The sequence below is a fragment of the Patulibacter defluvii genome (genome assembly GCF_034096925.1).
GTDB classification, from domain to species: domain Bacteria; phylum Actinomycetota; class Thermoleophilia; order Solirubrobacterales; family Solirubrobacteraceae; genus Patulibacter; species Patulibacter defluvii.
In genome coordinates, this window is record NZ_JAWZSQ010000007.1 from 124,538 (window position 1) to 146,930 (window position 22,393).

General features: G+C 76.3%; 18 protein-coding genes. 9 read left to right on the top strand and 9 right to left on the bottom strand.

The annotated features are described in order from the left end of the window. Nucleotides 1–22: 22 nt before the first annotated feature. A complete protein-coding gene (locus SH587_RS09680; RefSeq protein ID WP_320670393.1) occupies nucleotides 23–964 on the bottom strand; it encodes a class I SAM-dependent methyltransferase in 942 nt (313 codons plus the stop codon). 86 nt (nucleotides 965–1,050) lie between these two features. On the opposite strand from SH587_RS09680, the gene SH587_RS09685 reads away from it, so the two are divergent. Genes SH587_RS09685 through SH587_RS09695 form a run of 3 tightly spaced genes read left to right on the top strand, consistent with a single transcriptional unit; the run spans nucleotide 1,051 to nucleotide 4,520 of the window. Continuing rightward, nucleotides 1,051–1,848 (top strand): class I SAM-dependent methyltransferase, encoded by a 798-nt coding sequence (locus SH587_RS09685; RefSeq protein ID WP_320670394.1) that lies wholly within the window; start codon nucleotides 1,051–1,053, stop codon nucleotides 1,846–1,848. 34 nt (nucleotides 1,849–1,882) lie between these two features. Further along, nucleotides 1,883–3,289 (top strand): 1,4-alpha-glucan branching protein domain-containing protein, encoded by a 1,407-nt coding sequence (locus tag SH587_RS09690; protein WP_320670395.1) that lies wholly within the window; start codon nucleotides 1,883–1,885, stop codon nucleotides 3,287–3,289. Between the two features lie 4 nt (nucleotides 3,290–3,293). After that, nucleotides 3,294–4,520, top strand: a complete 1,227-nt coding sequence (locus SH587_RS09695; protein ID WP_320670396.1) for a glycosyltransferase family 4 protein — start codon at nucleotides 3,294–3,296, stop codon at nucleotides 4,518–4,520. A gap of 12 nt (nucleotides 4,521–4,532) precedes the next feature. Here SH587_RS09695 and SH587_RS09700 read toward each other — a convergent pair whose 3' ends face one another. Then, nucleotides 4,533–5,978 (bottom strand): cryptochrome/photolyase family protein, encoded by a 1,446-nt coding sequence (locus SH587_RS09700; RefSeq protein WP_320670397.1) that lies wholly within the window; start codon nucleotides 5,976–5,978, stop codon nucleotides 4,533–4,535. Nucleotides 5,979–6,050: 72 nt separating this feature from the next. Between SH587_RS09700 and SH587_RS09705 the strand changes: the two genes are divergently transcribed. Further along, nucleotides 6,051–6,674 (top strand): LON peptidase substrate-binding domain-containing protein, encoded by a 624-nt coding sequence (locus SH587_RS09705; RefSeq protein ID WP_320670398.1) that lies wholly within the window; start codon nucleotides 6,051–6,053, stop codon nucleotides 6,672–6,674. 22 nt (nucleotides 6,675–6,696) lie between these two features. Here SH587_RS09705 and SH587_RS09710 read toward each other — a convergent pair whose 3' ends face one another. The 4 genes from SH587_RS09710 to SH587_RS09725 form a co-directional block, all read right to left on the bottom strand. Beyond that, nucleotides 6,697–7,632, bottom strand: coding sequence for a DMT family transporter (locus SH587_RS09710; RefSeq protein WP_320670399.1), 936 nt, complete (start codon nucleotides 7,630–7,632; stop codon nucleotides 6,697–6,699). A 240-nt stretch (nucleotides 7,633–7,872) separates the two neighbouring features. Continuing rightward, complete coding sequence (locus tag SH587_RS09715; protein ID WP_320670400.1) at nucleotides 7,873–9,366, bottom strand: gamma-glutamyltransferase; 1,494 nt, start codon at nucleotides 9,364–9,366, stop codon at nucleotides 7,873–7,875. An 85-nt stretch (nucleotides 9,367–9,451) separates the two neighbouring features. Next, nucleotides 9,452–10,561, bottom strand: a complete 1,110-nt coding sequence (ftsZ, locus tag SH587_RS09720) for a cell division protein FtsZ (RefSeq protein WP_375341749.1) — start codon at nucleotides 10,559–10,561, stop codon at nucleotides 9,452–9,454. A 269-nt stretch (nucleotides 10,562–10,830) separates the two neighbouring features. Continuing rightward, nucleotides 10,831–11,562, bottom strand: coding sequence for a ParA family protein (locus SH587_RS09725; RefSeq protein WP_320670402.1), 732 nt, complete (start codon nucleotides 11,560–11,562; stop codon nucleotides 10,831–10,833). 195 nt (nucleotides 11,563–11,757) lie between these two features. Between SH587_RS09725 and SH587_RS09730 the strand changes: the two genes are divergently transcribed. From SH587_RS09730 to SH587_RS09740, 3 genes are read left to right on the top strand one after another with little or no spacing between them, the layout of a single operon-like run. After that, nucleotides 11,758–12,276 (top strand): hypothetical protein, encoded by a 519-nt coding sequence (locus SH587_RS09730; protein ID WP_320670403.1) that lies wholly within the window; start codon nucleotides 11,758–11,760, stop codon nucleotides 12,274–12,276. Nucleotides 12,277–12,305: 29 nt separating this feature from the next. Further along, nucleotides 12,306–13,298 (top strand): ArsA family ATPase, encoded by a 993-nt coding sequence (locus SH587_RS09735; protein WP_320670404.1) that lies wholly within the window; start codon nucleotides 12,306–12,308, stop codon nucleotides 13,296–13,298. Next, nucleotides 13,295–14,419, top strand: a complete 1,125-nt coding sequence (locus tag SH587_RS09740) for an ArsA family ATPase (RefSeq protein ID WP_320670405.1) — start codon at nucleotides 13,295–13,297, stop codon at nucleotides 14,417–14,419. The genes SH587_RS09735 and SH587_RS09740 overlap by 4 nt, the downstream gene beginning before the upstream one ends. On the opposite strand, the gene SH587_RS09745 is transcribed toward SH587_RS09740, so the two are convergent. Further along, complete coding sequence (locus tag SH587_RS09745; RefSeq protein ID WP_320670406.1) at nucleotides 14,416–16,887, bottom strand: glycoside hydrolase family 3 C-terminal domain-containing protein; 2,472 nt, start codon at nucleotides 16,885–16,887, stop codon at nucleotides 14,416–14,418. The two genes, SH587_RS09740 and SH587_RS09745, sit on opposite strands and share 4 nt — an antisense overlap. 111 nt (nucleotides 16,888–16,998) lie before the next feature. After that, nucleotides 16,999–18,918 carry a hypothetical protein gene (locus tag SH587_RS09750; protein WP_320670407.1) on the bottom strand — a complete coding sequence of 640 codons (1,920 nt, stop codon included), beginning with the start codon at nucleotides 18,916–18,918 and terminating at the stop codon, nucleotides 16,999–17,001. 93 nt (nucleotides 18,919–19,011) lie between these two features. Here SH587_RS09750 and SH587_RS09755 point away from each other — a divergent pair, with 93 nt between their 5' ends. Both SH587_RS09755 and SH587_RS09760 read left to right on the top strand, forming a co-directional pair. After that, the gene (locus tag SH587_RS09755) at nucleotides 19,012–19,464 is read left to right on the top strand and encodes a Fur family transcriptional regulator (RefSeq protein ID WP_320670408.1); all 453 of its coding nucleotides are present in this window, start codon (nucleotides 19,012–19,014) and stop codon (nucleotides 19,462–19,464) included. A gap of 44 nt (nucleotides 19,465–19,508) precedes the next feature. Further along, on the top strand, nucleotides 19,509–20,726 hold the full coding sequence (locus SH587_RS09760; RefSeq protein WP_320670409.1) for a YibE/F family protein: 1,218 nt from the start codon (nucleotides 19,509–19,511) through the stop codon (nucleotides 20,724–20,726). Here SH587_RS09760 and SH587_RS09765 read toward each other — a convergent pair. Continuing rightward, nucleotides 20,723–22,381 carry an N-acetylmuramoyl-L-alanine amidase gene (locus SH587_RS09765; RefSeq protein WP_320670410.1) on the bottom strand — a complete coding sequence of 553 codons (1,659 nt, stop codon included), beginning with the start codon at nucleotides 22,379–22,381 and terminating at the stop codon, nucleotides 20,723–20,725. The two genes, SH587_RS09760 and SH587_RS09765, sit on opposite strands and share 4 nt — an antisense overlap. Nucleotides 22,382–22,393 lie beyond the last annotated feature (12 nt).

A 22,393-nucleotide genomic window follows, 5' to 3' on the forward strand; every position in this document is an offset into this window, starting at 1 on the left:
GACGCCGCGGCGTCCCCCGGGATCAGTCCGCCTTGCGGGCGGTGACCATCAGGTTGTAGAAGACCCCGGCCGGCAGCCGGCCCTCGAGCAGGCGCCGGTCGAGCTGCTGGAAGAGCAGGTAGCCGCGGAAGGCGTAGCGGCGCCAGGCCCAGGGGATGTCGTCCGGGTTGGCGGTCGCCTCCATCGCCCGGTTGAACCAGCCGAACCAGTTGGCGGCCAGCTCCTCGCCCTGGACGTCGACCGTCGCGAAGCCCGCCGCCTCGGCCGGCTTGCGCAGCTCGACCGGCAGGAACGCGTGGACGTCGACCAGGTGCTCGAGCGCGTGGTTCTCCTCGCCGCCGTCGTCGTGGCCGCTGACCGCCGGCGAGGCCCGCACCAGCCGCCGCCAGACCGGCGCGACCCGCAGCGCGGCGCCCTTCGGGATCGCGGCCAGCTTGTCGCCGTTGCGCGACGGCTCGCCGGCGAAGAGCACCACCCCGCCCGGCTTCAGGACCCGGTGGAACTCGGCGAACGCCTGCTCCAGGTCGGGGATGTGGTGGAGGATCGCGTGGCCGCAGACGAGGTCGAAGCTGGCGTCGGGGAACGGCAGCTGCTCGGCCCCGGCGACGGCCGTCTCGACCTCGAGCCCGAGCGTCTCGGCGTTGCGCTCGAGCGCGGCGATCATGCCCGGCGAGATGTCGGTCGCGGTCGCCTGGCCGATCAGCCCGGCCTTCAGCAGGTGGAGGCTGAAGTAGCCGGTGCCGGCCCCGATCTCCAGCGAGCGCTCGAACCGCGGCGCCGGCTTGCCCAGCAGCTTGTGGACCTTCTGCAGGACCTGGTCGCGCCCGATCTCGCCCCAGTCGATGCCCCACTTCTCGTCGTAGTGCGCGGCCGCCCCGTCGTGGTAGCGGGTGTTGACGTCGCGGATGCGCTCGGCGGTCTCCGGCTCGGCCGCAGCGCTACCGGTGGTCGGAAAAGGGCTCATGGATCGCCGGAGTCTACGCACCGCCCGTCGTCCCCGGCCCCGTCGGAGGGGCCGCCCGGACCCGCCACCGCTAGATTGGCGGCGCGATGCCCGCCGCCGAGACCCGCTACGTCCAGCGCAACCAGCCGCCCGGCGTCCCGCCGCTGGAGCTGACGGGCGAGCGGACCCTGCCCGACGTGCCGGAGGAGAACTACTGGTACCGGCGGCACCTGGTGGTCTACGAGTGGATCGCCGAGCGGCTGGCCCAGCGCCCCGGCCCCCAGCGGGTCGTCGACCTGGCCTGCGGCGAGGGCTACGGCTCCGCCGTGCTGGCCCGGACCGCCGCCGAGGTGGTCGGGGTCGACGCCAACCCCGAGGCCCACGAGCACGCGCGGCTGCGCTACGTCCGCCCCAACCTGCGGTTCGAGCGGACCCTGGTCGAGACCTACGACGCGCCGACCGACGTCGTCGTCTTCCTGCAGACGATCGAGCACGTCCAGGATCCGGACGCGATCCTCGAGCGGTTCAAGCAGCTGATCGGCCCCGCCGGCGAGGCCTACGTCTCGACCCCGAACCTGCTGACGCTGGCCCCCGACGGCGCCGAGAAGTCGGAGAACCCCTGGCACATCAAGGAGTACCGGGCCGACGAGTACCGCGAGCTGCTGGAGCGGCACTTCTCGCGGGTCGAGATCCACGGGCTCTTCCACCACCGCAAGCTGGCCCTGCACCAGTTCGCGATCGAGCGGCTGGGCTGGGACCGGCTGCACAAGGCGCTGCGGATCACGAAGCCCTTCTACGGCTGGTTCACGCCCGCGATCGCCGCCTCCGACTTCGTCCTGCGGACGGCCGCCGACGGCGCTGACCTGGACAAGGCGCTGGACTTCGTCGCCGTCGTGCGGCCTTGACCGGCACGCGGGCGGCCGGCGGACCGGAGCGGCGATGAGCGGCGAGGGACGGCTGGCGGTCGTCCTCCACTCGCACCTCCCCTACGTGGAGGGCTTCGGCACCTGGCCGTTCGGCGAGGAGTGGCTGTGGGAGGCCACCGCCACCTGCTACCTGCCGCTGCTGGAGCTGCTCGACCGCCATCCCGACGGCGAGCGGCTGACGCTCTCGGTGACGCCGGTGCTGGCCGACCAGCTGGCGGCCGACGGCGTCCCCGACCGCTTCCGGGCCTTCCTCGACGACGTCCGCGAGGACACCTACGCCCGCGACATCGCCGGCCTGACCGAGACCGGCTACCCGGCCGAGGCGCGGGCGCTCGAGGTCCTGCGCGAGATCTACCGCGAGGCCCGTCGGGCCTTCGACCGCCGCGACGGCGACGTCGGCGGGGCGCTGCTGCGGCACGCCCGCTGGACCTCGTCGGCGACCCACGCGGTGCTGCCGCTGCTGGCCACCCCGGCCGGGCTGCGGGCCCAGGTGGCGGGCGGGATCGGTGCCCACCGTCGCCGCGGCGGCCGCTGGACGGGCGGCTTCTGGCTGCCGGAGTGCGCCTACGACCCGGCGCTCGACGGCGTGCTGGCCGAGGCCGGCGTCCGCGCCAGCTGCGTCGACCTGACCGACGTGCTCGGGTTCGGCGACCCGGCCCACCTGCGGCCCTACGCGACCGCCGCCGGCACCACCCTGCTGCCGATCGACCGGCGGCTGATGGACCTGGTCTGGTCGGACGGGGCGATGCCGGCCGACGGGGCCTACCGCGACAGCCACCGGCGGACGACCTTCGACCTGCTGCCGTGGGCCAACGACGGCTCGCCGTGGGATCCCGACCGCGCCCGCGACCGGGCCCGGGCCGACGCGGCGACCTTCGTCCGCGCCGCCCGCGAGCGGCTGCGCGACGGCGGGCTGGCCGTGATCGCGCTCGACACCGAGTTCCTCGGCCACTGGTGGATCGAGGGCCCGTGGTGGCTGGAGGCGCTGCTCGACGAGGCCCGCGCCCAGGGGCTGGAGATCGTCGACGCCGACCGCGCCGCCGCCGAGGCCCGCGCCGCCGGGGCGGTCGCGCCGCTACCACCGGCCGCCCGCCGGACCACCACCTGGGGCACGCCGCGGACGCTCTGGACCTGGAGCGGCCCGCAGGTGGCCGCGATGGCGGTCCGGGCGCGGGCGCTGGAGCTGCGGGTGACGGCGCTCGGCGGCCGCGCGACGGCCCGCGCCTGGCGCGAGCTGCTGGCCGTCCAGGCCTCGGACTGGGCGTTCCTGCGGACCCGGCGGACGGCCGGCGACTATCCCGACCGTCGGTCGGATTCGCACGCCGAGGCGCTGGTCGGCGAGCTGGAGGCGCTAGGGTCTGCGGCGCCCGCGCTGCGCAATCTCGCCCCGTTCCTGGACGGGACGCCGGCGCGACGGTGACCCGATGCGCGTCCTGATCCTCAGCTGGGAGTACCCCCCGATCGTCGAGGGCGGCCTCGCGCGGCACGTCCACAAGCTGGCCACGAACCTGGCCCAGCAGGGCCACGAGGTCCACGTCCTGACCCGTGGCGACGCGGTCGTCTCGACCGACGCCGTCCGCTCGCGGGTGGTCGTCCACCGGGTGCCGGAGCCGGCCCGCCCGCGCGACCTCGACACGTTCATCGCCTGGATCGCGGACATGAACGAGGACATGGTCGCCCGTGGCCTGACGCTGATGGCCGACCAGCGCTTCGACCTGGTCCACGGCCACGACTGGCTGGTGGCGTCGGCGGCCGACCGGCTGGCGCGACGGGCCGGGGTGCCGATGGTCGCCACGGTCCACGCGACCGAGTACGGCCGCCACCAGGGCTGGGTCGACAAGCACCCGCAGAGCCACATCCACGGGATCGAGACCTGGATGGCGCGCCGCGCCGACCGCGTGATCGCCTGCTCGCACTACATGCGCGGGCACATCGCCGACATCTACCGGATCGACGAGTCGCGGGTGACGGTGATCCCGAACGGGATCGACGCCGCCGACCTGCGGCCCTCGGGCGACCTGGCTGCGGTCCGGGCCCGCTACGCCGCCCCGGAAGAGCAGCTGGTGCTGCTGGTCGGGCGGCTGGTCTACGAGAAGGGCTTCCAGTTCGCGCTCGACGCGATGGGCGGGCCGGACGGGGTGATCGAGCGGGTCGGCAAGGTCCGCTTCCTGGTCGCCGGATCCGGCACCCACGAGCAGGAGCTGCACCGGCAGGCGGCCGCGCTGGGGCTGGACGCCCACGGCACCTTCCTCGGCTGGATCGGCGACGACGTCCTCCACACCCTCTACCGGATCGCCGACCTCTGCGTGGTGCCGTCGATCTACGAGCCGTTCGGGCTGGTGGCGCTGGAGGCGATGGCCTCGGGCTGCCCCTGCATCGTGGCCGACTCGGGGGGCCTGCGCGAGGTCGTCCCCGAGGAGGCGGTCGGGATGCGCTTCCCCTCCCGCGATCCGCGCGCGCTGGCCGACCTGATGGAGCGGCTGCTGACCGACCGCGCGCTGCGCGACGGCGTGGTGGCGCGGGCGGCCGAGCACGTGCTGCGGTTCGACTGGGCGGAGATCGCCCGCGAGACCGCCGACGTCTACGCCGAGCTGGTCGGGCCGCGCCCGGTCGAGGCCGTGCTGCCGCCGGCCAGCCGCGCCGCCGGCTGAGCCTGGGGCCGTTCAGCGTTCGCCGGCCGCCCGGTAGCGGGCGGCGGCGTGCTCGCGCTCGGCGGCGTGGTCGACGATCGGCGACGGGTAGTCGCGGCCGATCGCGCAGCCGGCGTCGCGCTGCTGGTCCTCGCTCATCCGCCACGGCTCGGCCAGCAGCCGGTCGGGGACGCGGGCCAGCTCGGGCACCCAGCGGCGCACGTAGACGCCGTCGGGGTCGAAGCGCTGCTGCTGGCGGACCGGGTTGAAGAGCCGCTGGAAGTAGGGCTTGGGATCGACCCCGACCGACGCGATCCACTGCCAGTTGCCGTCGTTCTGGGCCGGCTCGCCGTCGAGCAGCAGGCGGTGGAAGTGGCGCTCGCCGTGGCGCCAGTCGGCGTGCAGGTCCTTGGTCAGGAACGAGCCGACGACCATCCGCGCCCGGTTGTGCATCCAGCCGGTCGCGGCGAGCTGGCGCATCCCCGCGTCGACCAGCGGGTAGCCGGTGCGGCCGGCCCGCCAGGCGGCGAGCGCCTCGGCGTCGTCCTCCCAGGCCAGCGCGCGGTAGCGGGGCTGGTGCTCGCGGTGACGGTCGCCGGGGTGGTGGCGGTAGACGTGGCCGAAGAAGTCGCGCCAGGCCAGCTGACGGACGAACGCGGCCGGGCCCTCGCCGCGGCGGTCGCGGGCCCGCTGCTCCAGCCAGGCCGGCGAGATCGTGCCCCAGCGCAGGTGCGGCGAGAGGCCGCTGGTGCCGCCGGCGGGACGGGTCGAGCGGCCGGGCGCCGCGAGCGCGTCGTGGCGGTCGGCGTAGTCGGCGAGCGGCCCGTCGAGCCAGGCGCGGGCGGCGCGCAGGCCCTGGTCCTCGCCGCCGCTCGCGAACGGCTCGGCCACGTCCGGCAGCCGGTCGTCGGGAGCCAGGTCGCGGGCGCTCGGCAGCCCCTCGCCGCCGACCCGGGGGACGCCGCGGAGGTTGCGCGGAGCCGGATCGAGCGCCCGGCGGGGCGCGGCGGCCCAGGCGCGGCCGAAGGGCGTGAAGACGACGTAGGGCGTGCCGCTGCCGGTGCTGATCGCCGTCGGGTCGACGACGTACTGGCCCGGGTGGGCGACCGCCTCGACGCCCTGCCCCCGCAGCGCCTCGGCCACCCGCCGGTCGCGGGCGCGGCCGAAGGGCGAGGCGTCGGCGGTCCAGCGGACGGCGGCGGCGCCGACCTCGGCGGCGAGCGCGGGCAGGACGGTCGCCGGATCACCGTGGCGGACGACCAGCCGGCCGCCCCGCTCTCGCAGGGCCGCGTCGAGCGCGCGCAGGCTGTCGGCCAGGAACCGCGCCCGCGGCCGCGACGCCGCCGGTCCCGCGACGATCGCCGGATCGACCACGAACAGCGGCAGCAGCGGGTTGCCGCCGCTCGCCGCCGTGTGCAGCGCCGGGTGGTCGCGGACGCGCAGGTCGCGCCGGAACCAGACGATCTCGGGGGTGGCCACGGGTCGCAGGTTCGCAGCCGCGAGCCCCCTGCCGTCGAGGTCCGTCGACCGGCGGCGTATGCTCGGAGGGCGATGAGCGATCGCGACCCGGACCTGCCGCTGTTCCCGCTGGGGATCGTGGCGCTCCCCGGCGAGGAGGTGCCGCTGCACCTGTTCGAGGAGCGCTACAAGGAGCTCGGAGCCGACTGCATCGCCGACGACCGCGAGTTCGGGATCGTCCTGGTGGACGAGGACGGGCCGCGGTCGGTCGGGTGCGCGATGCGGGTCACCGAGGTGCTCCAGCAGTTCGACGACGGGCGGATGGACATCCTGACCCGCGGCACCCGGCCGTTCCGGGTCGTCGAGGAGCACCACCGCCACGCCTACGCCTCGGCCGAGGTGGAGTTCCTCGACGACGCCTCGGAGACCGTCGACCACGACGCCGCCGCGGCCGTCCGCCAGGCCTACGCCTCGCTGGCGACCCAGGCGACCGAGCACGACGTCAGCCCCGCCGACCTGACCGCGGCCAGCTCCTACGACCTCGCCGCCTCGGTCGAGTTCTCGGCCGAGGCCAAGCAGCAGCTGCTCGAATCGCGGTCGGAGAACGCCCGCCTGCGCCAGCTGCTCTCGCTGCTGCGGGCCGCGCTCAAGCACCTGGAGTTCGCCGACCTGGCCAAGGTTCGCAGCGCCTCCAACGGCGTCGTCCGCTTCGATTGACGGCCGCGGTCGGCTTCCGCCCCTACGAGCGGCTCGGCTTCCGGGCCACCCACGACGGCTTCAAGCGGCCGCTCTGAGCGCCCGGCGGCGGCCGGTTGGCGACCAGCACGCCCACGATCACGAGGACGACCCCGGCGACCGCGGTGAGGGTGATCTCCTCGTCGAGGAACGCCGCCCCGTAGCTGAGCGCGAAGATCGGGACGACGTAGGTGACCAGCGCCGCCTTCGAGGGCCCGATCTCGGCGATCAGCTGGAAGAAGATCAGGTACGCGATCCCGGTCCCGAGCGCGCCCAGCACCAGCAGCGCCAGCCATGGCCCGACCCCGTGCAGCGCCGGAGCGCCCTCGCCCGCCGCCGTCGCCACCAGCGCCATCGCGGTGGCGATCGCCGCCGCCCAGCCGAGGTTGGCCGCGGTCTGGGCCAGCGGCGGCCCCTCGGTCGCCCACAGCCGGCTGAGGACCGCGCCGATCCCGTAGCCGAGCGGGGCCAGCAGCAGCACGAACCCGCCCAGCAGCAGGTCGGAGCTGCCCGACAGGTCGGCGCCGAACAGCAGCACGACCCCGGCGAACCCGACCAGCATGCCGACCAGCCCGGCCCGTCCCAGACGTGCCGACGGGATCAGCAGCCGGGCGAAGAGCGCGGTGAAGAGCGGCGCCGCCGCCACCAGCACCCCGGCCAGGCCCGACGCGACCCAGCGCTCGCCGAGCGAGATCATCGGCAGCGACAGCCCGGCGCTGCAGGCCCCGATCAGGATGCTCCGTCCCGCGCTCGCGCGCAGCGGCCGTGGCCCGAGCCGCCGATGAGCGACGACGATCACCACCGCGGCCCCGATCAGCAGCCGGAACGACGCGATCCACTGCCAGTGCAGGCCGTGGTCGAGCAGGACCTTGATCAGCGCGTAGCTGCCGCCCCAGGTCGCGGCGAGCGCGAGCAGCAGCAGGGACTGACGCCGGGACACCCGCGCAGCATCCCAAACCACGACCGGCGGGTTCCGGACGTGGCGTTCGAGGCCGGCGGTTCGACCCCTTCGGCGGCGGGGGGGGGCAACGTCACTTGGCGAGAGCGGACCCCGCGCTGTGCGACGAAGACCGTCGCCGGCGGGGGTGAACGTCGCACAGCGGGGGAAGGGAGCGGCGGCGTGTGACGTTCGCCCCCCCGGCGGCCCTCGGCCCTTGGCCCTCGGTCCTCCGCCCGCCGCTCAGGCCACCGCGACGGCCCCGCCGCGGCGCGGGTCGGCCGCCGCGGAGAGCCGGCCGTCGGCGGGGTTCCGGCAGGCGATCTGGACGCCGCCGAAGAACAGGTTCGGCTCGCGGAACTCGACCACCGGCCGGCCGCCGCTCCAGTCGCCGTCCGCCCCCACGACCCCCGGCTCGCGGTAGACCACGCCCTCCTCCAGGTGGACCCGCGGGGCCTCGACCGCGGCCCCCGGCGGCCGCCCGTGGTCGACCAGGCCGACAATCACCTGCAGCAGCGCCGAGCGGATCCGGATCGACCCGGCCGAGCCGAGGATCGCCTCCAGCCCGCCGGGGCCGATCACCGCGGTCGGGGCCATCATCGACGGCAGCCGGCGACCGGACGCGAACGGCGCCATCCCCGCGCCGGCCGGGCCCAGCTGCGGGTTCAGGTCCTCCTCCCCCATCACGTTGTTGAGGTGGATCCCCGTCCCCGGCACGACCAGCCCCGAGCCCTCGCCGTTGGTGCAGGTGACCGCGCAGCTGAGGCCGTCGTCGTCGATCGCCGAGAGGTGGGTGGTCGACCCCAGCCGCAGCGCCAGCAGCCGGTCGGCGAAGCCCGGCTCGGCCAGCCCGTCGACGAACGCGGCCGTCCGCTCGTCCTCGGCCTCGGCCATCGCCGCGACCAGCGCCGCCGCGGTCGGCGGCCCCGGCGATCCGCGATCCAGCCGCCCCAGCGCCAGCGCCAGCAGCAGCCCGCCGGCCGAGGGCGGCGGCGTCGTCAGGACCGTCCGGTCGCGGTAGTCGACCCGCACCGGCGGCCGCTCGACCGCCCGGTAGCCGGCCTGGTCCGCGGCGGTCAGCGCCCCGCCCTGCTCGCGGCACCAGGCCACGCAGGCCGCCGCCAGGTCGCCGTCGCGCAGCGGCGCCGCGCCCTCGCGGCCGAGGCGGGCGATCGTCTCCCCCAGCTCGGGGCAGCGGAAGCGCTCGCCCTCGGCCAGCAGCGCGCCGTCCGGCGCCCACAGCGCGCGGACCTCGGGGGTCGAGCGCAGGATCCCCTCGAGGATCGCCGCCACGTAGGCCTGCTGGCGGTTGAGCGCGACGCCCTCCTCCGCCATCCGCACCGCCGGCGCGGCCAGCTGCTCCAGCGGCATCCGCCCGTAGCGGTCGTGCAGCCGCACCAGCCCGTCGATCAGGCCGAACGCGCCGACCGACGCGGCCCCGACGTGGAAGACCTGGCGGGCGCCGCCGAAGTCGACGTCGACCGCCCGCAGCGGCGCGGCGTCGGCCCGTCGGCCGCCGGCGCCCGGGACGGCGCAGAAGGCGTCGATCGCCATCGGCGTCCCGTCCGGGTCGACCGCCAGCAGGTGGCCGCCGGCCGCCGGGCCGGTCAGCAGCGGCTCGCAGACCCAGGACGCGAGCACCGCCGCGACGGCCGCGTCGGCGGCGCTGCCGCCCTCCCGCAGGACGGTCGCCCCGACCTCGGCGGTGCGGGGATGACCAGCGGCGACGATCCCCATGGCGACGGCGCACCCCAAGGTTCGCGTGGCGGTTGATCCCCGGCGTCCGGGGGCGATCCGCCACGCGAGCGTGACTGGGGCGGGCTCAGCGCCCGTCGTGGTGGAACTCGGGCACGCTCCAGCCGCTGGTCGCGACCGGCTCGCGCCGCGGCGGCGCGTAGGCCTCGCGCGGGGCGGGGGCGCGGCGCTCGACGCGCGGCTCGCCCTCGGGGGCGCGCACGCGACGACGCTCCGGCTGCTCCGGCTCCAGGTGCGGCTGGCGGTCGTAGCCGGTCGCCACCACCGTCACCCAGACCTCGTCGCCGAGCTTCTCGTCGACCATCGCGCCGAAGATGATGTTCGCCTCGGGGTGCGCGGCCTCGCGGATCGTCTCCGCCGCCTCGTTGATCTCCCACAGCGACAGGTCGCCGCCGCCGGTGATCGAGAGCAGGATCGCCTTCGCCCCGTCCATCGAGGTCTCCAGCAGCGGGCTCGAGACCGCGCGCTCGGCGGCCTGGATCGCCCGCGACTCGCCGGTCCCGTGGCCGATCCCCAGCAGGGCGGCGCCACGGTCGGCCATGATCGTCCGCACGTCGGCGAAGTCGAGGTTGATCAGGCCCGGCACGGTCACCAGCTCGGAGATCCCCTGCACGCCCTGGCGGAGGATGTCGTCGGCGACCTTGAAGGCGTCGACCATCGAGGTGTTGCGCTCGAGCACCGACAGCAGCCGGTTGTTCGGGACCACGATCAGGGTGTCGACCTCGTTCGACAGCTCCTGGATGCCGGCGTCGGCCGACTCGGCGCGGCGGCGGCCCTCGAAGGCGAACGGCTTGGTGACGATGCCGACGGTCAGGGCGCCCAGCTCGCGGGCCACGCGGGCGACCACGGGGGCCGCGCCGGTGCCGGTGCCGCCGCCCTCGCCGACCGCGATGAAGACCATGTCGCTGCCGCGGAGCGCGTTCTTGATGTCGTCGTACTGCTCCATCGCCGCGCTGCGGCCGACGTCCGGGTTGGCCCCGGCGCCGAGGCCGCGGGTGCTGGCGCGGCCGATGTGGATCGTGGTCTCGGCCAGCGACTCCTGGAGCGACTGGGCGTCGGTGTTGATCGACAGGAAGTCGACGCCGGTGATGCCCGCCTCGACCATCCGGTTGACGGCGTTGGTGCCGCCGCCGCCGACGCCGACGACGCGGATCGACGGGCCGCCCGGCGCGTGCATCGGCTGCCGCCGCTCGCCCCACGCCTCGACGGTCGCCGCGGTCTGGGCGACCAGCGGGACGGTCGGCTCGGCCAGCTCGGCCGCGCTCGGCTCGACGTCGGCGAGGCCGAGAATCTGGTCGGGATCGGCGCCGAGCTCGACCTTCGCCGGGTAGCGGCTGTCGGTCGGGATCGTCGTCCCGTCGGCGATCGCGTCGGCGGGCGCGTCGGTGCGGCGGAAGAGGTCGGCCAGCGGACCTTCGCGGAGGCTGGAACGGTTGTGCTGCGGGCTCATGGACGGAGCACCTCCTGGGCGAGGTCGCGGTAGGTCTGGGCGGCGAGGCTGTCGGGGTCGTAGCGGAGGACCGACATGCCCTTCACGGGCGCCTCGGCGAAGCGGATGGTCTTCTTGACGCGGGTGGCGAAGAGGCGGTCGCCGAAGTGCTCCTCCAGCAGCTCCAGCGCCTCCTTGGCGTGGACCGTGCGGCGGTCGAGCATCGTCGGCAGGATCCCCTGGATCTCGAGCTTCGGGTTCAGCTGCTCGCGGACCATGTCGACGGTATGGCGCAGCTGCGCGAGCCCGCGCAGGGACAGGTACTCGGCCTGGACGGGGACGATCACCTTGTCGGCCGCGCAGAGCGCGTTGATCGTCAGCAGGCCGAGGCTCGGCGGGGTGTCGATGCAGACGTAGTCGTAGTCGCCCGCGACGGCCCGGAGGGCGCGCTCGAGGGCCCGCTCGCGGCCGATCATCGAGGCCATCGCGACCTCGGCGGAGGCGAGGTCGATCGAGGCCGCGGCGACGTCGATCTCGGCGCTGTGGGTGACGTCGGCGATCGGGCGGCCCTGGACGAGCACGTGGTACATCGACGGGTCGACGTGGTCGGGGTCCAGGCCCTGCGACATCGTCAGGTTGCCCTGCGGGTCGAGGTCGATGGCGAGGACGCGGTGGCCCTTCTCCGCGAGGGCCACGGCCAGGTTGAGGGTGGTCGTGGTCTTCGCCACGCCACCCTTCTGGTTGGCCATGACGATGACGATCGGGCGGGCGGGCGCGGTGGCGTCCGCCGGCGCTGGGATGGGGGTGGCGTGGTCCGACACGGGATCTTCCTGCGGGCGTCGTTGACTGCCTGCGATCCGGGGGTTCGCCGGGGACGCGGCCGTTCCTTCCCGTGGGCGGCGGCGAACGCGGGTGACGTCCCCCGCGGCCGCCACGATGGGCCGATGTCGTCGCCCCTCCCCTCCCGCCCCCGCGCCCGCCGCGCCGCCGCGCTGGCCGCCGCCGGCGCGGCCGCGCTGCTGGTCGCCGCGTCACCGGCCGCCGCCCGGATCGTCCCCGGATCCTCGATCGCCGGCGTCCGCCTCGGCGCCGGCGTCCAGGACGTCCGCGACCGGCTCGGCCCGCCGACGCGGATCACCCACCCGGCCAGCGAGATCACCGGCAACCTGACGGTCTACGCCTACCGCGGGCTGACGGTGACCTTCGGCCCCGGCGACCCCGGGGACGCGAAGGTGATCTCCGTCTCCAGCGGCCGCCGGGCCGAGCGGACCGCGGCCGGGATCGGCGTCGGCTCGGCCCGCTCGGCGCTGCGGCGCGCCTACCCGCGGCTGCGCTGCGCGGCGGTCGGGCGGCGATCGGTCTGCACGCTCGGGACGCTGCGGCCGGGCGCGCGGGTGACGACCTTCCGGATCAGCGCCGGCCACCGCGTCAGCCGGGTCGAGGTCGGACTGGTGATCGACTGATCGGGCCGCTGGCGTAGGATCGCCGGCGGATGCCAGGCGAGCTGCTGCACCGGCGACTGATCGTGGTCACCGGCAAGGGCGGGGTCGGCAAGTCGACCGTCGCCGCCGCGCTCGCCGTCCTCGCCGCCCGCCAGGGCCGGCGGACCGTGATCGCCGAGGTTGGCCGCCGCGGCGACGTCGCGGCGACGCTCGACCCGGCCGCCGGCGTCGCTCCCGGCGAGTCGGTCGGCGAGGAGGACGACCGCTTCGACGAGCGGCGGCTGCCCGGTCCCTGGGGCGACGCCCTCTGGCACGTCTCGGTCTCGCCCGAGGCGGCGCTGCGCGAGTACCTGCGCGACCAGCTGCCGATCGGGCCGCTGGCCGAGCTGCTGCGCTCCAGCCGGGTCTTCACCGCCCTGACCGCCGCGACGCCGGGGATGCGCGAGCTGCTGGCGATGGGCAAGGTCTGGGAGCTGTCGCAGCCGCGCCGGCGGACGCCCGGGGCGCAGCCCTACGACCTCTGCGTGATGGACGCGCCGGCCAGCGGCCACGCCGCCACGATCCTGGGGGCGCCGGCCCAGTTCGCCGCCACCGCCCGGGTCGGGCCGGTCGCCCGCCAGGGGCAGCAGATCGCCGCCACGATCGTCGACCCGGCCGAGACCGCGGTGGTGGTGGTCGCGACCGCCGAGGAGCTGCCCGTCTCCGAGGCGATCGAGCTGGAGGGCGGGCTGCGGCGCGGCGCCGGGGTGGCGGTGACGCTGGGGATCGCCAACGGCCTGCTGCCCGACCGCTTCGCCGCCGCCGACCGCGAGCGGTTGGCCGCCGCCGGCGACGACCCGGCGATCGTCGCCGCCCGCGGCCACGCCGAGCGCGCCCACGACCAGCAGCGGCAGCTGGCCCGCCTCCGCCGCGAGGCGTCGGCGCCGGTCGTGACGCTGCCGTTCCTGCCGGCGCGGCGGCTCGGTCCCGACGAGATCGGCGCCCTCGCCGACCGGCTCGGCGCCGGGCTGCGGCGGCTGGCGGCCCCGGGGGCGGCGGCGTGAGCGGGCCGCTGCTGGAGCGGCTGGCCGACGCCCAGGTGGTCGTCTGCGCGGGTCCGGGCGGAGTCGGCAAGACGACCACCGCGGCGGCGCTCGGGCTGGCACTGGCGCGCGAGGGCCGGCGGGTGGCGGTGGTCACGATCGACCCGGCCCGGCGGCTGGCCGACGCGCTCGGCCTGGGGGCGCTCGGCAACGATCCCGAGCGGGTGCCGGAGGCGGCCCTCGACGCGCTCGGCGTCGCCCCGCCCGGCGAGCTGTGGGCGATGATGCTCGACCCGAAGCGGACCTTCGACGCGCTGGTCCGTGAGCTGAGCCCGGACGCGGCGACCAGCGAGCGGGTGCTGGCCAACCCGCTCTACCGCCAGATCTCGACCGCCGCCGGCGGCAGCCACGAGTTCACCGCCGTCGCCCGCCTCCACGACCTCCACCGCGACCCGCGCTTCGACGTGGTGGTGCTCGACACGCCGCCGTCGCGCAACGCGCTCGACTTCCTGGACGCGCCCGACCGGATCGCCGGCTTCCTGGAGGGACGGGCGGTGCGGGCGCTGCTCGGCCAGGGCCGCGGCGGGATCGCGGCGCGGGTGGCGCGGCGCGGGACCGGGCTGGCGCTGGGGGCGCTGCAGCGGCTGACCGGGGTCGACCTGCTCCGCGACCTCGCCACCTTCTTCGAGGCGCTCGGGCCGCTGACCGACGGCTTCGCCCGCCGCGCGACCGCCGTCCGGGCGCTGCTCCGCGACCCGGCCACGCGGTTCGTGATCGTGACCGGCGCCGGCCCGGTCCAGGCCGGCGAGGCGGTCTTCTTCCGCCGCCACCTGCGCGAGGTCGAGATGCCCTTCACCGGGCTGGTCGTCAACCGGGTCAGCGTGGTCGCCGACGGGGACCGCGAGCGCGACGGCGACCAGGTGACCGCCGCGCTGAGCGAGCGGCTGGGCGCGCCGCTGGCCGCCCGCGTCGGCCGCACCTGGGACGAGCACCGAGCGCTGGCCGCCCGCGACCGGGCGATCGTGGCCGAGCTGGCGGCGGCGGTCGGCGACCCGCGGCCGACGGTCGTCCCGACCTTCGACCACGAGGTCTTCGACCTGCCGGCGCTGGCCGCCGTCCGCGACGCGCTGGCCGGCGGCTAGCGCACCCGCAGGGCCGCCCGCGCCGGTCGCTGCCCGCGGCGGCTGGCGCGGACGGTCAGCCGGCCGGCGCGGTCGGCCCGCACCCGCAGCCGGGCACGGCCGTGGCGGTCGCTGCGGACCGCACCGCCGCGGCCGACGATCGCGACCCGCGCCCCGCGGACCGCGCGGGCGCGGCCGTCGGCGGCGACCGTCCGCACCCGCACCCGGACCGTCGTCGTGCGGCCGGCGACGAGCGTCCGCGGGCCGACGGTCAGCGTCAGCCGCGGCGCGCGGGCGACGGCGGCCGGCGGGTTCGGGTCGGGGCAGTCGCGCCGCCCCTGGCCGTAGACCCCGCGCAGCAGCACGTCGCGCGAGGAACGGCCGACCTCGATCCGGTAGCAGCCGGGAGCGATCGTCCAGCGGTCGCGGCGGACGTCCCAGTAGGAGAACGAGCGGCGGTCGAGCGGGAACCGGACGCGGGCGCTGGCACCGGGGGCCAGCCGGACCTTCTGGAAGCCCTTCAGCTGCCGCGGCGGCTGGACGACGCCGGGCGCCGGCTGCGGCATCCCGACGTAGAGCTGGGCGACGTCGCTGCCGGCCCGCGTGCCGGTGTTGACCACGGTCGCCTCGACCGCGTCGGCGGCCACGCGCAGGTCGCGGTAGGCGAAGGTCGTGTAGGAGAGCCCGAAGCCGAACGGGTAGGCCGGGCGGACCCGCTCGTGGTCGAACCAGCGGTAGCCGACCAGCACCCCCTCGCTGTAGTGGACGTCGCCGTTCGGCTCGCCGGGGTAGCGCTCGGGCCGGTTGGCGGTCGGGCCGTCGTTCGCCGAGGCCGGGAAGCTGACCGGCAGCCGTCCGCCGGGATCGACGTCGCCGAACAGCACCCGGGCGATCGCCGTGCCGCCGGCCTGGCCGGGGAACCACGCCTCGACCAGCGCCGCCACCTGGTCGCGCCACGGGGTCAGGACCGGAGCGCCGGTCTGCAGCACCACGACGGTCCGGCGGTTGGCGCCGGCGACGGCCCGCACCAGCCCGTCGGGATCGTGGTTCGGCGCCTCGCTCTCGCCGGGGCAGGCGACCGCCAGGCACGAGCGGTCGGTGCCCTCGGTGGTCGGGGCCCCGAGCACGACCACGACCGCGTCGGCCCCGGCCGCCAGCGCCGCCGCGCGACCCGCCTCGGCGCCGTCGTCGTAGTCGACCCGGACGCCGTCGCGGGCGGCCCGCTGGCGCAGCCCGTCGAGCGGGGTGACGTGCGCGAACGGGGTCACCGCCGACGAGCCGCCGCCGCTGACGATCTCCTGGGCGGCGGCGCCGATCACCGCGATCCGGCCGCCGCGACGGGGCCGCAGCGGCAGCGTGCCGTCGTTGCGCAGCAGCGTCGTCCCCGCCTCGGCGATCGTCCGCGCCGCCTCGTCGTGGGCCGGCTGGTCGATCAGGCGGTCGTCCTCGGGGTAGGCGGGCCGGTCGAACATGCCGTAGGCGAACATCGTCCGCAGGATCCGGGCCGTGTGGCGGTCGATCGCGGCCTGGCTGGTCTGGCCCAGCAGCAGCCCGGCGTTGATCAGCAGCGGGTTGTAGATCAGTCCCGGCCAGGGCTCGAAGTCGAGGCCCTTCTCGAGCGACGCGTAGGTGTTGCGGGCCGCCCCGTAGTCGGCGATCGTGAAGCCCTTGAAGCCCCACTCGCGGCGCAGGATCGTCTCCAGCAGCCGCTCGTTCTCGCACGCGTACTGGAGCGCCACGCGGTTGTAGGCGCACATCACGGTGCCGACGTTGGCCTCGCGGACCGCGGCCTCGAAGGCCGGCAGGTAGATCTCGCGCAGGGTCCGGTCGTCGACGACGGCGTTGTAGAACATCCGCCCGCCGCGAGTGCCGCCGATCGGCGGGATCCCGTCGGCGCCCTCCTGGTTGTTGAGCGCGTAGTGCTTGACGTCGGCCACGACGCCGGTCGCCTGGGCCGCCTCGATCCACGCCACCCCGAGCCGCGACGACAGGTAGGGGTCCTCGCCGAGGTACTCGAACGAGCGGCCGCCGAGCGGGGTCCGGACGATGTTCACCCCCGGCCCGTAGACGACGTCGTCGCCCTTCGCCCGCGCCTCCTCGGCGATCGTGCGGCCGTGACGGGCGGCCAGCTCGCGGTCGAAGCTCGCGCCCAGCGAGACCAGCGCCGGCATCTGAGTCGCCCGGCCCTGGCGGATCCCGTTGGGGCCGTCGACCAGCCGCAGCGGCGGCACGTCGAGCCGCGGGATGCCGTTGCCGGTGCCGGTCGGGACGGCCGCCCCGAGCCCGCCGAGGCCGCCGGCGACGTCGTCCCCGCCGAGCAGCGAGATCTTCTCCTGGTCGCTCATCGCGGCCAGCAGCAGCGCGGCCCGCTCGTCGGGGCCCTTGGCGGTGTCGCACCACGGATGCGCGCCGCAGCGGCCGTCGGCCAGCGCCGGCGTCGGCAGCGCGAACGCGATCAGGACGACGACGACCGCCAGGCAGCTCCTCATGGTTGCAGCACTGTAACCGCACGGCCGGCGGCCGGCCAGCCGAGCGCGCGCCGTTTGCTACCGATGCGGTACCAAGCGGCGCGCGGCCGGGGGGGGGTGTGGGCGACCCGGTCAGCCGTTGGCGGCGACCGGCCAGGGGCCGGTGGCGTCGTCGTCGTCCGTCCGCTCGGCCAGCTGCGGCTCGTCCCAGGTCTGCTCCAGCCACAGCGCCTCGCGGTCGGCCTCGGCCAGCCGCTCGTCGCGCAGCAGCTCCTCGACGTCGATCGCGGGCGGCTCCTCGTCGCCGGCGGCGGTCCAGGCGACCGCCGGGCCGATCGTCGCGGCGGGACCGGCCTCGTCGGCGACCGGCTCCTCCTCGGCGATCGGCTCCTCCTCCACCACCGGGCCTCGCCCGCGGCGGTCGATCACGTGGATCGGCGGCCGCTCGCCGGTCGGGTCGTCCTCGTGCGGCGGGCGGGCGGCCTCGACCGCGGCCGGCTCGTCGTCCCAGGTCGCCTCGTCGTCGCCGTCGTCGGGGTCGGCGTCGGCGTGGTCGTCCTGCCAGCGCTGGCGGGAGCGGGCGTCCAGCTCGTCGTCGGAACGACCGCGGGGCGCGGCGGGCTGCTCCTCCCAGCCGTCCTCCTCGTCCCAGGTCGGCTCGTCGGCCGGCTCCTCGGCGGTCCAGCGGTCACGGGCCGCCGGCGCCGGGCGCCAGGCCGGCTCGCGCGGGGCCAGCGGCCGGCGGACGGCGGCCAGCACCCGGTCGCGCAGCTGCACGCGAGCGTCCTCCGGCTCGACGATCGCGCCGTCCAGGACCTCCTCGGCCACCACCACGAGGTCGCCGCTGAGGTGGCCGCAGACGCAGTCCCGCAGAACCGCGCGCAGGCAGTCGGCCAGCTCGTCGACCCGCTCGGGCAGGTCCTTGCCCAGCCGCCGGCTGCCGGCCATCACGTCCTGCTCGGTCAGCGCCAGCGCGGCCAGCCGCTGGGCCAGCGCCGCCCGCTCCTCGGCCGGGGCCACCAGCGCCGCCAGCCGTCCGGCCAGCCGCCCGCTGCGGGGGCCCTCCGGCTCCAGCAGCGCGCGCCCCGCCAGCAGCAGGTCGCTCAGCGCCTCCTCGGGACGGTCGCGGTCGAGGCCCAGCGTCCAGCGCCGCAGCGCCCAGGCGACCTCGCCCTGCTCGGGCAGGCGGCGGGCGACCAGCTCGACGAACGCCTGCAGGTCGGGGACGTCGTCGACGCCCAGCACGACGTGGCCGCGGGCGGCGAAGGTGCCGCCGAGCGCCATCGCCCGCCAGGGACCGTCGGCCGGCCGCAGCCAGACCAGCGCCCCGGCCGCCGGCGCCGCGCCGGGGCAGTGCAGGCGCAGGGCCGTGACCAGCCGCCGGGCCGCCTCGCGGGCCCGCCGCGGGGTGTCGGGCGATCCCGGCCGCGCGCCCCAGCGGAGCGTCGCGACCGCGTCGGCCAGGCCGCCGTCGGGGCCGGCCAGGGCCGCCTCGGGGACCTCGCCGCGCAGGGTCTCGGGCTGCTGCAGCGCCACCCCGCGGGTGATCGCCACCGTCCCCAGCTCGACCTCGACCCCGGTCAGCGGGATCGCCACCACGGTCTCGGTCGCGTCGGTGGTGAGGACGGCGTCGAGCTCGGCGAAGGCCCGCTCGAAGTGCTCGTCGACGACCTCGAAGTCGGGGGCGTCCTCGAACAGCCGCTCGAGGAACTGGCGCACGGCCAGCGCCGCCCGCGCGTGCGGGTCGGCCGGCGGGCGAGAGACGCCGCGGGCCTCCAGGTAGGCCTCGACGCCCCACGAGGCGACCATCGCGTGGGCGGCCTCGGCGACGGCCGGCAGCCGGCCGAGGGTGTCGCCGTGGCGCTCGACGTAGAGCCCGACCAGCGGCCGGTAGGAGTAGAGCGTCGGGGCGTCCGGCCGACGCGACGATCCGCGGGTGTGCTCGAGCAGCTCGAACGGGACCTCGTCGCCGTCGTCCACCCGCCGGGCGAGCTCGCGCCCGGCGTGGAGCGCCGCCGTCCGGAGGGCAGCATGCAGCTGGGGATGGCGCATGGGCCCGCCGTTCGCCCCGCCATCGCCGGGTCCTCGCCGCTGGGCGCCGTCCTGCAAGCGTGGGTGGCGGGCCGCTGCGGCTACGATGGAGGGGTGACCACCACCGACGCACCGACGGCGTGGCGCCGCCGGGCCGAGGAACGGCTCGCGGACGCCGGCTACCGCCGCGGCGGCGCCCGCACCACGCTGCTCGACCTGCTCGACCAGCAGCGCTGCGCCCGCACCGTGCTCGAGATCGAGGACGAGCTGCGGGCCCAGGACCGGACCGTCGGCCGGGCCAGCATCTACCGCGTGCTCGACGAGCTGGAGCAGCTGCACCTGGTCCAGCGGATCGAGGTCGGCCAGGGCATCGCCCGCTACGAGCGGCTGGCGCCCGACCACCATCACCACCACCTGGTCTGCCAGGCTTGCGGCGCCGTCGTGCCCTTCACCGACGACGGGCTGGAGCAGTCGATCGCCCGCCTGAGCGAGGCCGCCGGCTTCGAGATCACCGGCCACGACGTGGTCCTCCACGGCCGCTGCGCGGCCTGCCGCGACGCCGCCTAGGGGCGCAGGCAGGACCCCCGCCCCCCGGGCCGAACCAGGCCGGGATGGCCGCCGACTCCCCCCTGCGCACGCTCCTGACCAGTCGCGCGGGACGGGCGCTCGTCGGGGCGGTCGCCGTCGTCGCCCTGCTGACCGTCGTCGGGCTGGCGGTGCTGTGGCCGGACGGCAGCGGCCCGAAGATCGAGGGTGGCGCCCAGAAGACGGTCGCGGCGACCGTCGACCGGGTGACGACCGCCTCCTGCGGCGGCCCGACCGAGCAGCGCTGTGCGACCGCCCACCTGCGGATCGCCGAGGGCGCGGACCGCGGCCAGCTGGTGCCGGTGGTGCTCGGCCCGCCCGAGGTCAGCCCCGAGCTGCATCCCGGCGACGACGTGCGGGTGGCGCCGCAGCCGACCGGGCCCGAGGGCAGCGACCCGGCGGCGGCCGGGATCGGCGGCGAGGGCCCCGCCTACTCGTTCGTCGGGGTCGACCGCCACGGTTCGCTGGTCTGGCTGGCGGTCCTGTTCGCGCTGCTCGGCGCCGTCGTCGCCCGTGGCCGCGGGCTGCTGGCGCTGGCCGGGACCGCCTTCAGCATGGGGCTGGTGGTGCTGTGGCTGGTGCCGGCGATCCTCGACGGCGGCTCGCCGGTGCTGGTGGCGGTGGTCGGGGCGCTGGCGGTGATGTTCATCACCACCGGCCTGACCTACGGCGTCACCACCCAGAGCCTGGCGGCGGTGACCGGGATCGGCGTCGCGCTGGTCGCCGCGGGCCTGCTCGGCGTGCTCTGGACCGACCTGGCCGCGCTCGACGGCAAGGACGGCGAGCTGAGCTCGTTCTCGCTCCAGAGCGGCGGCCACCTGCCGTTGCAGGGGATCGTCCTGGCCGGGATGGTGATCGGCGCGCTCGGGGTCCTGACCGACACGGTCGTCTCGCAGGTCTCGACGGTGGCGGCGCTCCACCGCACCGACCCGCGGCTCTCGGCCCGCCGGCTCTACCGCGAGGCGTTCACCGTCGGCCGCGACCACCTAGCGGCGACGATCCACACGCTGGTGCTGGCCTACGCCGGAGCGACGCTGCCGATCCTGCTGATCGTGTCGGCCAACGGGGTTCCGTTCGGCGACGCGATCAACGACTCGCGGCTGGCCGAGCCGATCGTCTCGACCCTCGTCGGCAGCATCGCGCTGATCCTGGCGGTGCCGCTCTCGACGGCGCTGGCCGCGGTGCTGGTCGGCCGGGTGCCGACCGCCGCCCTCGGCGACGGCCACCACCACCATCACCACTAGACCCCGCGCAGGTAGCGGCGCGGCGACTGGAACAGCTTGCCGCCCGAGCGGGTCTGGGCGACCACCCGCTGGAGCCCGGTCCGCCGCACCGGCACCCGCAGCGTGAAGCGCGAGCCCTTCAGCTTCAGCCGCCGCCGGTAGACGACCGGGAAGCGGGTGTCGGAGACCTTGCGCTGGAGGATCACCTCGATCGCGTCGGTCCCCTGGGCGCGGCCCGTGACCTTGAACGAGTTGCCCTTGCGGACGTGGCGCGAGGGCTGCGTGAGGCTGAACTTGGGCGCGATCGGGGGCGTCGCCTGCTTCGAGACGACCCCGCCGGAGCGGGCGCGGATCGGGCTCGACCGCTTCCACCGCACCCGCGCGTCCCAGTTGCCGGAGCCGTCGGTGGTCGCCGTCGCCATCGGCACCCACTGGCCGGACGGGCTCTTCTTCTCGACCACCACCTGCGAGCCGCCGACGCCGGCGCCGCCGATCGCCAGCCGGCCGCTGACGCCCAGCGTCCCGCCGTACTCGACGATCTCCTTCTGGACGTCGAGCGAGAGCGTGGTCGGGGGTGGCCCGGCCGAGCCGCCGACGCGGCTGCGGAGGGTCGGCAGCTGGCCGTAGAGCGCGCGGCCGGGGCAGTCGGTCGAGCAGCCGTCCTGGTGGCCGCTGACGCGATTCATGGCGACCGTGGCGCCCTTCGCCCAGCGGTTGCCGGCGCCACCGACCGAGACCAGCGGGACGGTGCCCGCGGTCGGCGCCCCGTGGAGCGGGAGCTTCCAGCGGATCAGCGCCGCGACCGCGTTCAGCGCGGCGTCCGGGGCCGGCTCGCCGTCGAAGGTGCCGATGATCGCGATCCCGGTCGAGAGGCTGTTCCAGCCGACCGCCTGGGCCCCGACCACCGGCTGGTCGATCCCGCCGGCGCGGCCCTCGAAGATCTGGCCGAAGCGGTCGACGAGGAAGTTGTAGCCGATGTCGTTCCAGCCGTTCGAGCGCATGTGGTACTCGGCGATCGCACGCACGATCCCGGCGCTCTGCTCCGGCTGGTAGGTGTTGCCGTTGACGGTGTGGTGGACGAACGCCACCTGCACCTGGCCCATGTCGGGGCCGGACTTCGGCTTCAGGTTCCCGGCCCAGGCCGCGCGCGGGACGATCGTCGGCTGGGCCGCGCGGAGGGTCGCGGTCGCCTCGCCGGCGTTGCGCGGGGCGGCGACGTGGACCCCGCCCTCGGCGACGGCGCGGGCGGTGGCGCGGGCGCCGGCCCGCTGCTCGGCGGCCGGCACCGAGACCAGCTCGAGCGCCAGGTCGTGGCGCGGCTGGCGGCGGGTCCGCAGCTGCAGCTCGTCGGCGCCGCCGAACCAGACGGGGTCGCTGATCGCGCTCCGCTCGCCGTCGGGGGCGTGGCCGCCGTGGTCGCTGAGCGCGGTCCAGCGGCTCCAGCGTCCGCCGCGGGGGCGGGTGCGGACCTCGACCCCGGATCCGCGGAGCGCGTCGAGCGACCCGCCGAGCAGGTCGAAGCGGCGCGGGGCGCGGAGGCCGACCACCCGTCCCGGCCGCAGCTGCGAGCGGGGCACGACCAGACCGCGGCCACGGGTGGCGGCCGCCACGGGATCGGCGCCGGCCGCGCCGCCGAGCCAGATCGCGGCACCGAGCGTCGCTCCGGCGCGGACCACGCCGCGACGGGT

Bases quoted from the DNA above. Each gene is read 5' to 3' on its own strand.
- SH587_RS09680 (WP_320670393.1), bottom strand. From the start codon at position 964: ATGAGCCCTTTTCCGACCACCGGTAGCGCTGCGGCCGAGCCGGAGACC.
- SH587_RS09685 (WP_320670394.1), top strand. From the start codon at position 1,051: ATGCCCGCCGCCGAGACCCGCTACGTCCAGCGCAACCAGCCGCCCGGC.
- SH587_RS09690 (WP_320670395.1), top strand. From the start codon at position 1,883: ATGAGCGGCGAGGGACGGCTGGCGGTCGTCCTCCACTCGCACCTCCCC.
- SH587_RS09695 (WP_320670396.1), top strand. From the start codon at position 3,294: ATGCGCGTCCTGATCCTCAGCTGGGAGTACCCCCCGATCGTCGAGGGC.
- SH587_RS09705 (WP_320670398.1), top strand. From the start codon at position 6,051: ATGAGCGATCGCGACCCGGACCTGCCGCTGTTCCCGCTGGGGATCGTG.
- SH587_RS09715 (WP_320670400.1), bottom strand. From the start codon at position 9,366: ATGGGGATCGTCGCCGCTGGTCATCCCCGCACCGCCGAGGTCGGGGCG.
- ftsZ (WP_375341749.1), bottom strand. From the start codon at position 10,561: ATGCACGCGCCGGGCGGCCCGTCGATCCGCGTCGTCGGCGTCGGCGGC.
- SH587_RS09725 (WP_320670402.1), bottom strand. From the start codon at position 11,562: ATGGCCAACCAGAAGGGTGGCGTGGCGAAGACCACGACCACCCTCAAC.
- SH587_RS09730 (WP_320670403.1), top strand. From the start codon at position 11,758: ATGTCGTCGCCCCTCCCCTCCCGCCCCCGCGCCCGCCGCGCCGCCGCG.
- SH587_RS09735 (WP_320670404.1), top strand. From the start codon at position 12,306: ATGCCAGGCGAGCTGCTGCACCGGCGACTGATCGTGGTCACCGGCAAG.
- SH587_RS09745 (WP_320670406.1), bottom strand. From the start codon at position 16,887: ATGAGGAGCTGCCTGGCGGTCGTCGTCGTCCTGATCGCGTTCGCGCTG.
- SH587_RS09750 (WP_320670407.1), bottom strand. From the start codon at position 18,918: ATGCGCCATCCCCAGCTGCATGCTGCCCTCCGGACGGCGGCGCTCCAC.
- SH587_RS09760 (WP_320670409.1), top strand. From the start codon at position 19,509: ATGGCCGCCGACTCCCCCCTGCGCACGCTCCTGACCAGTCGCGCGGGA.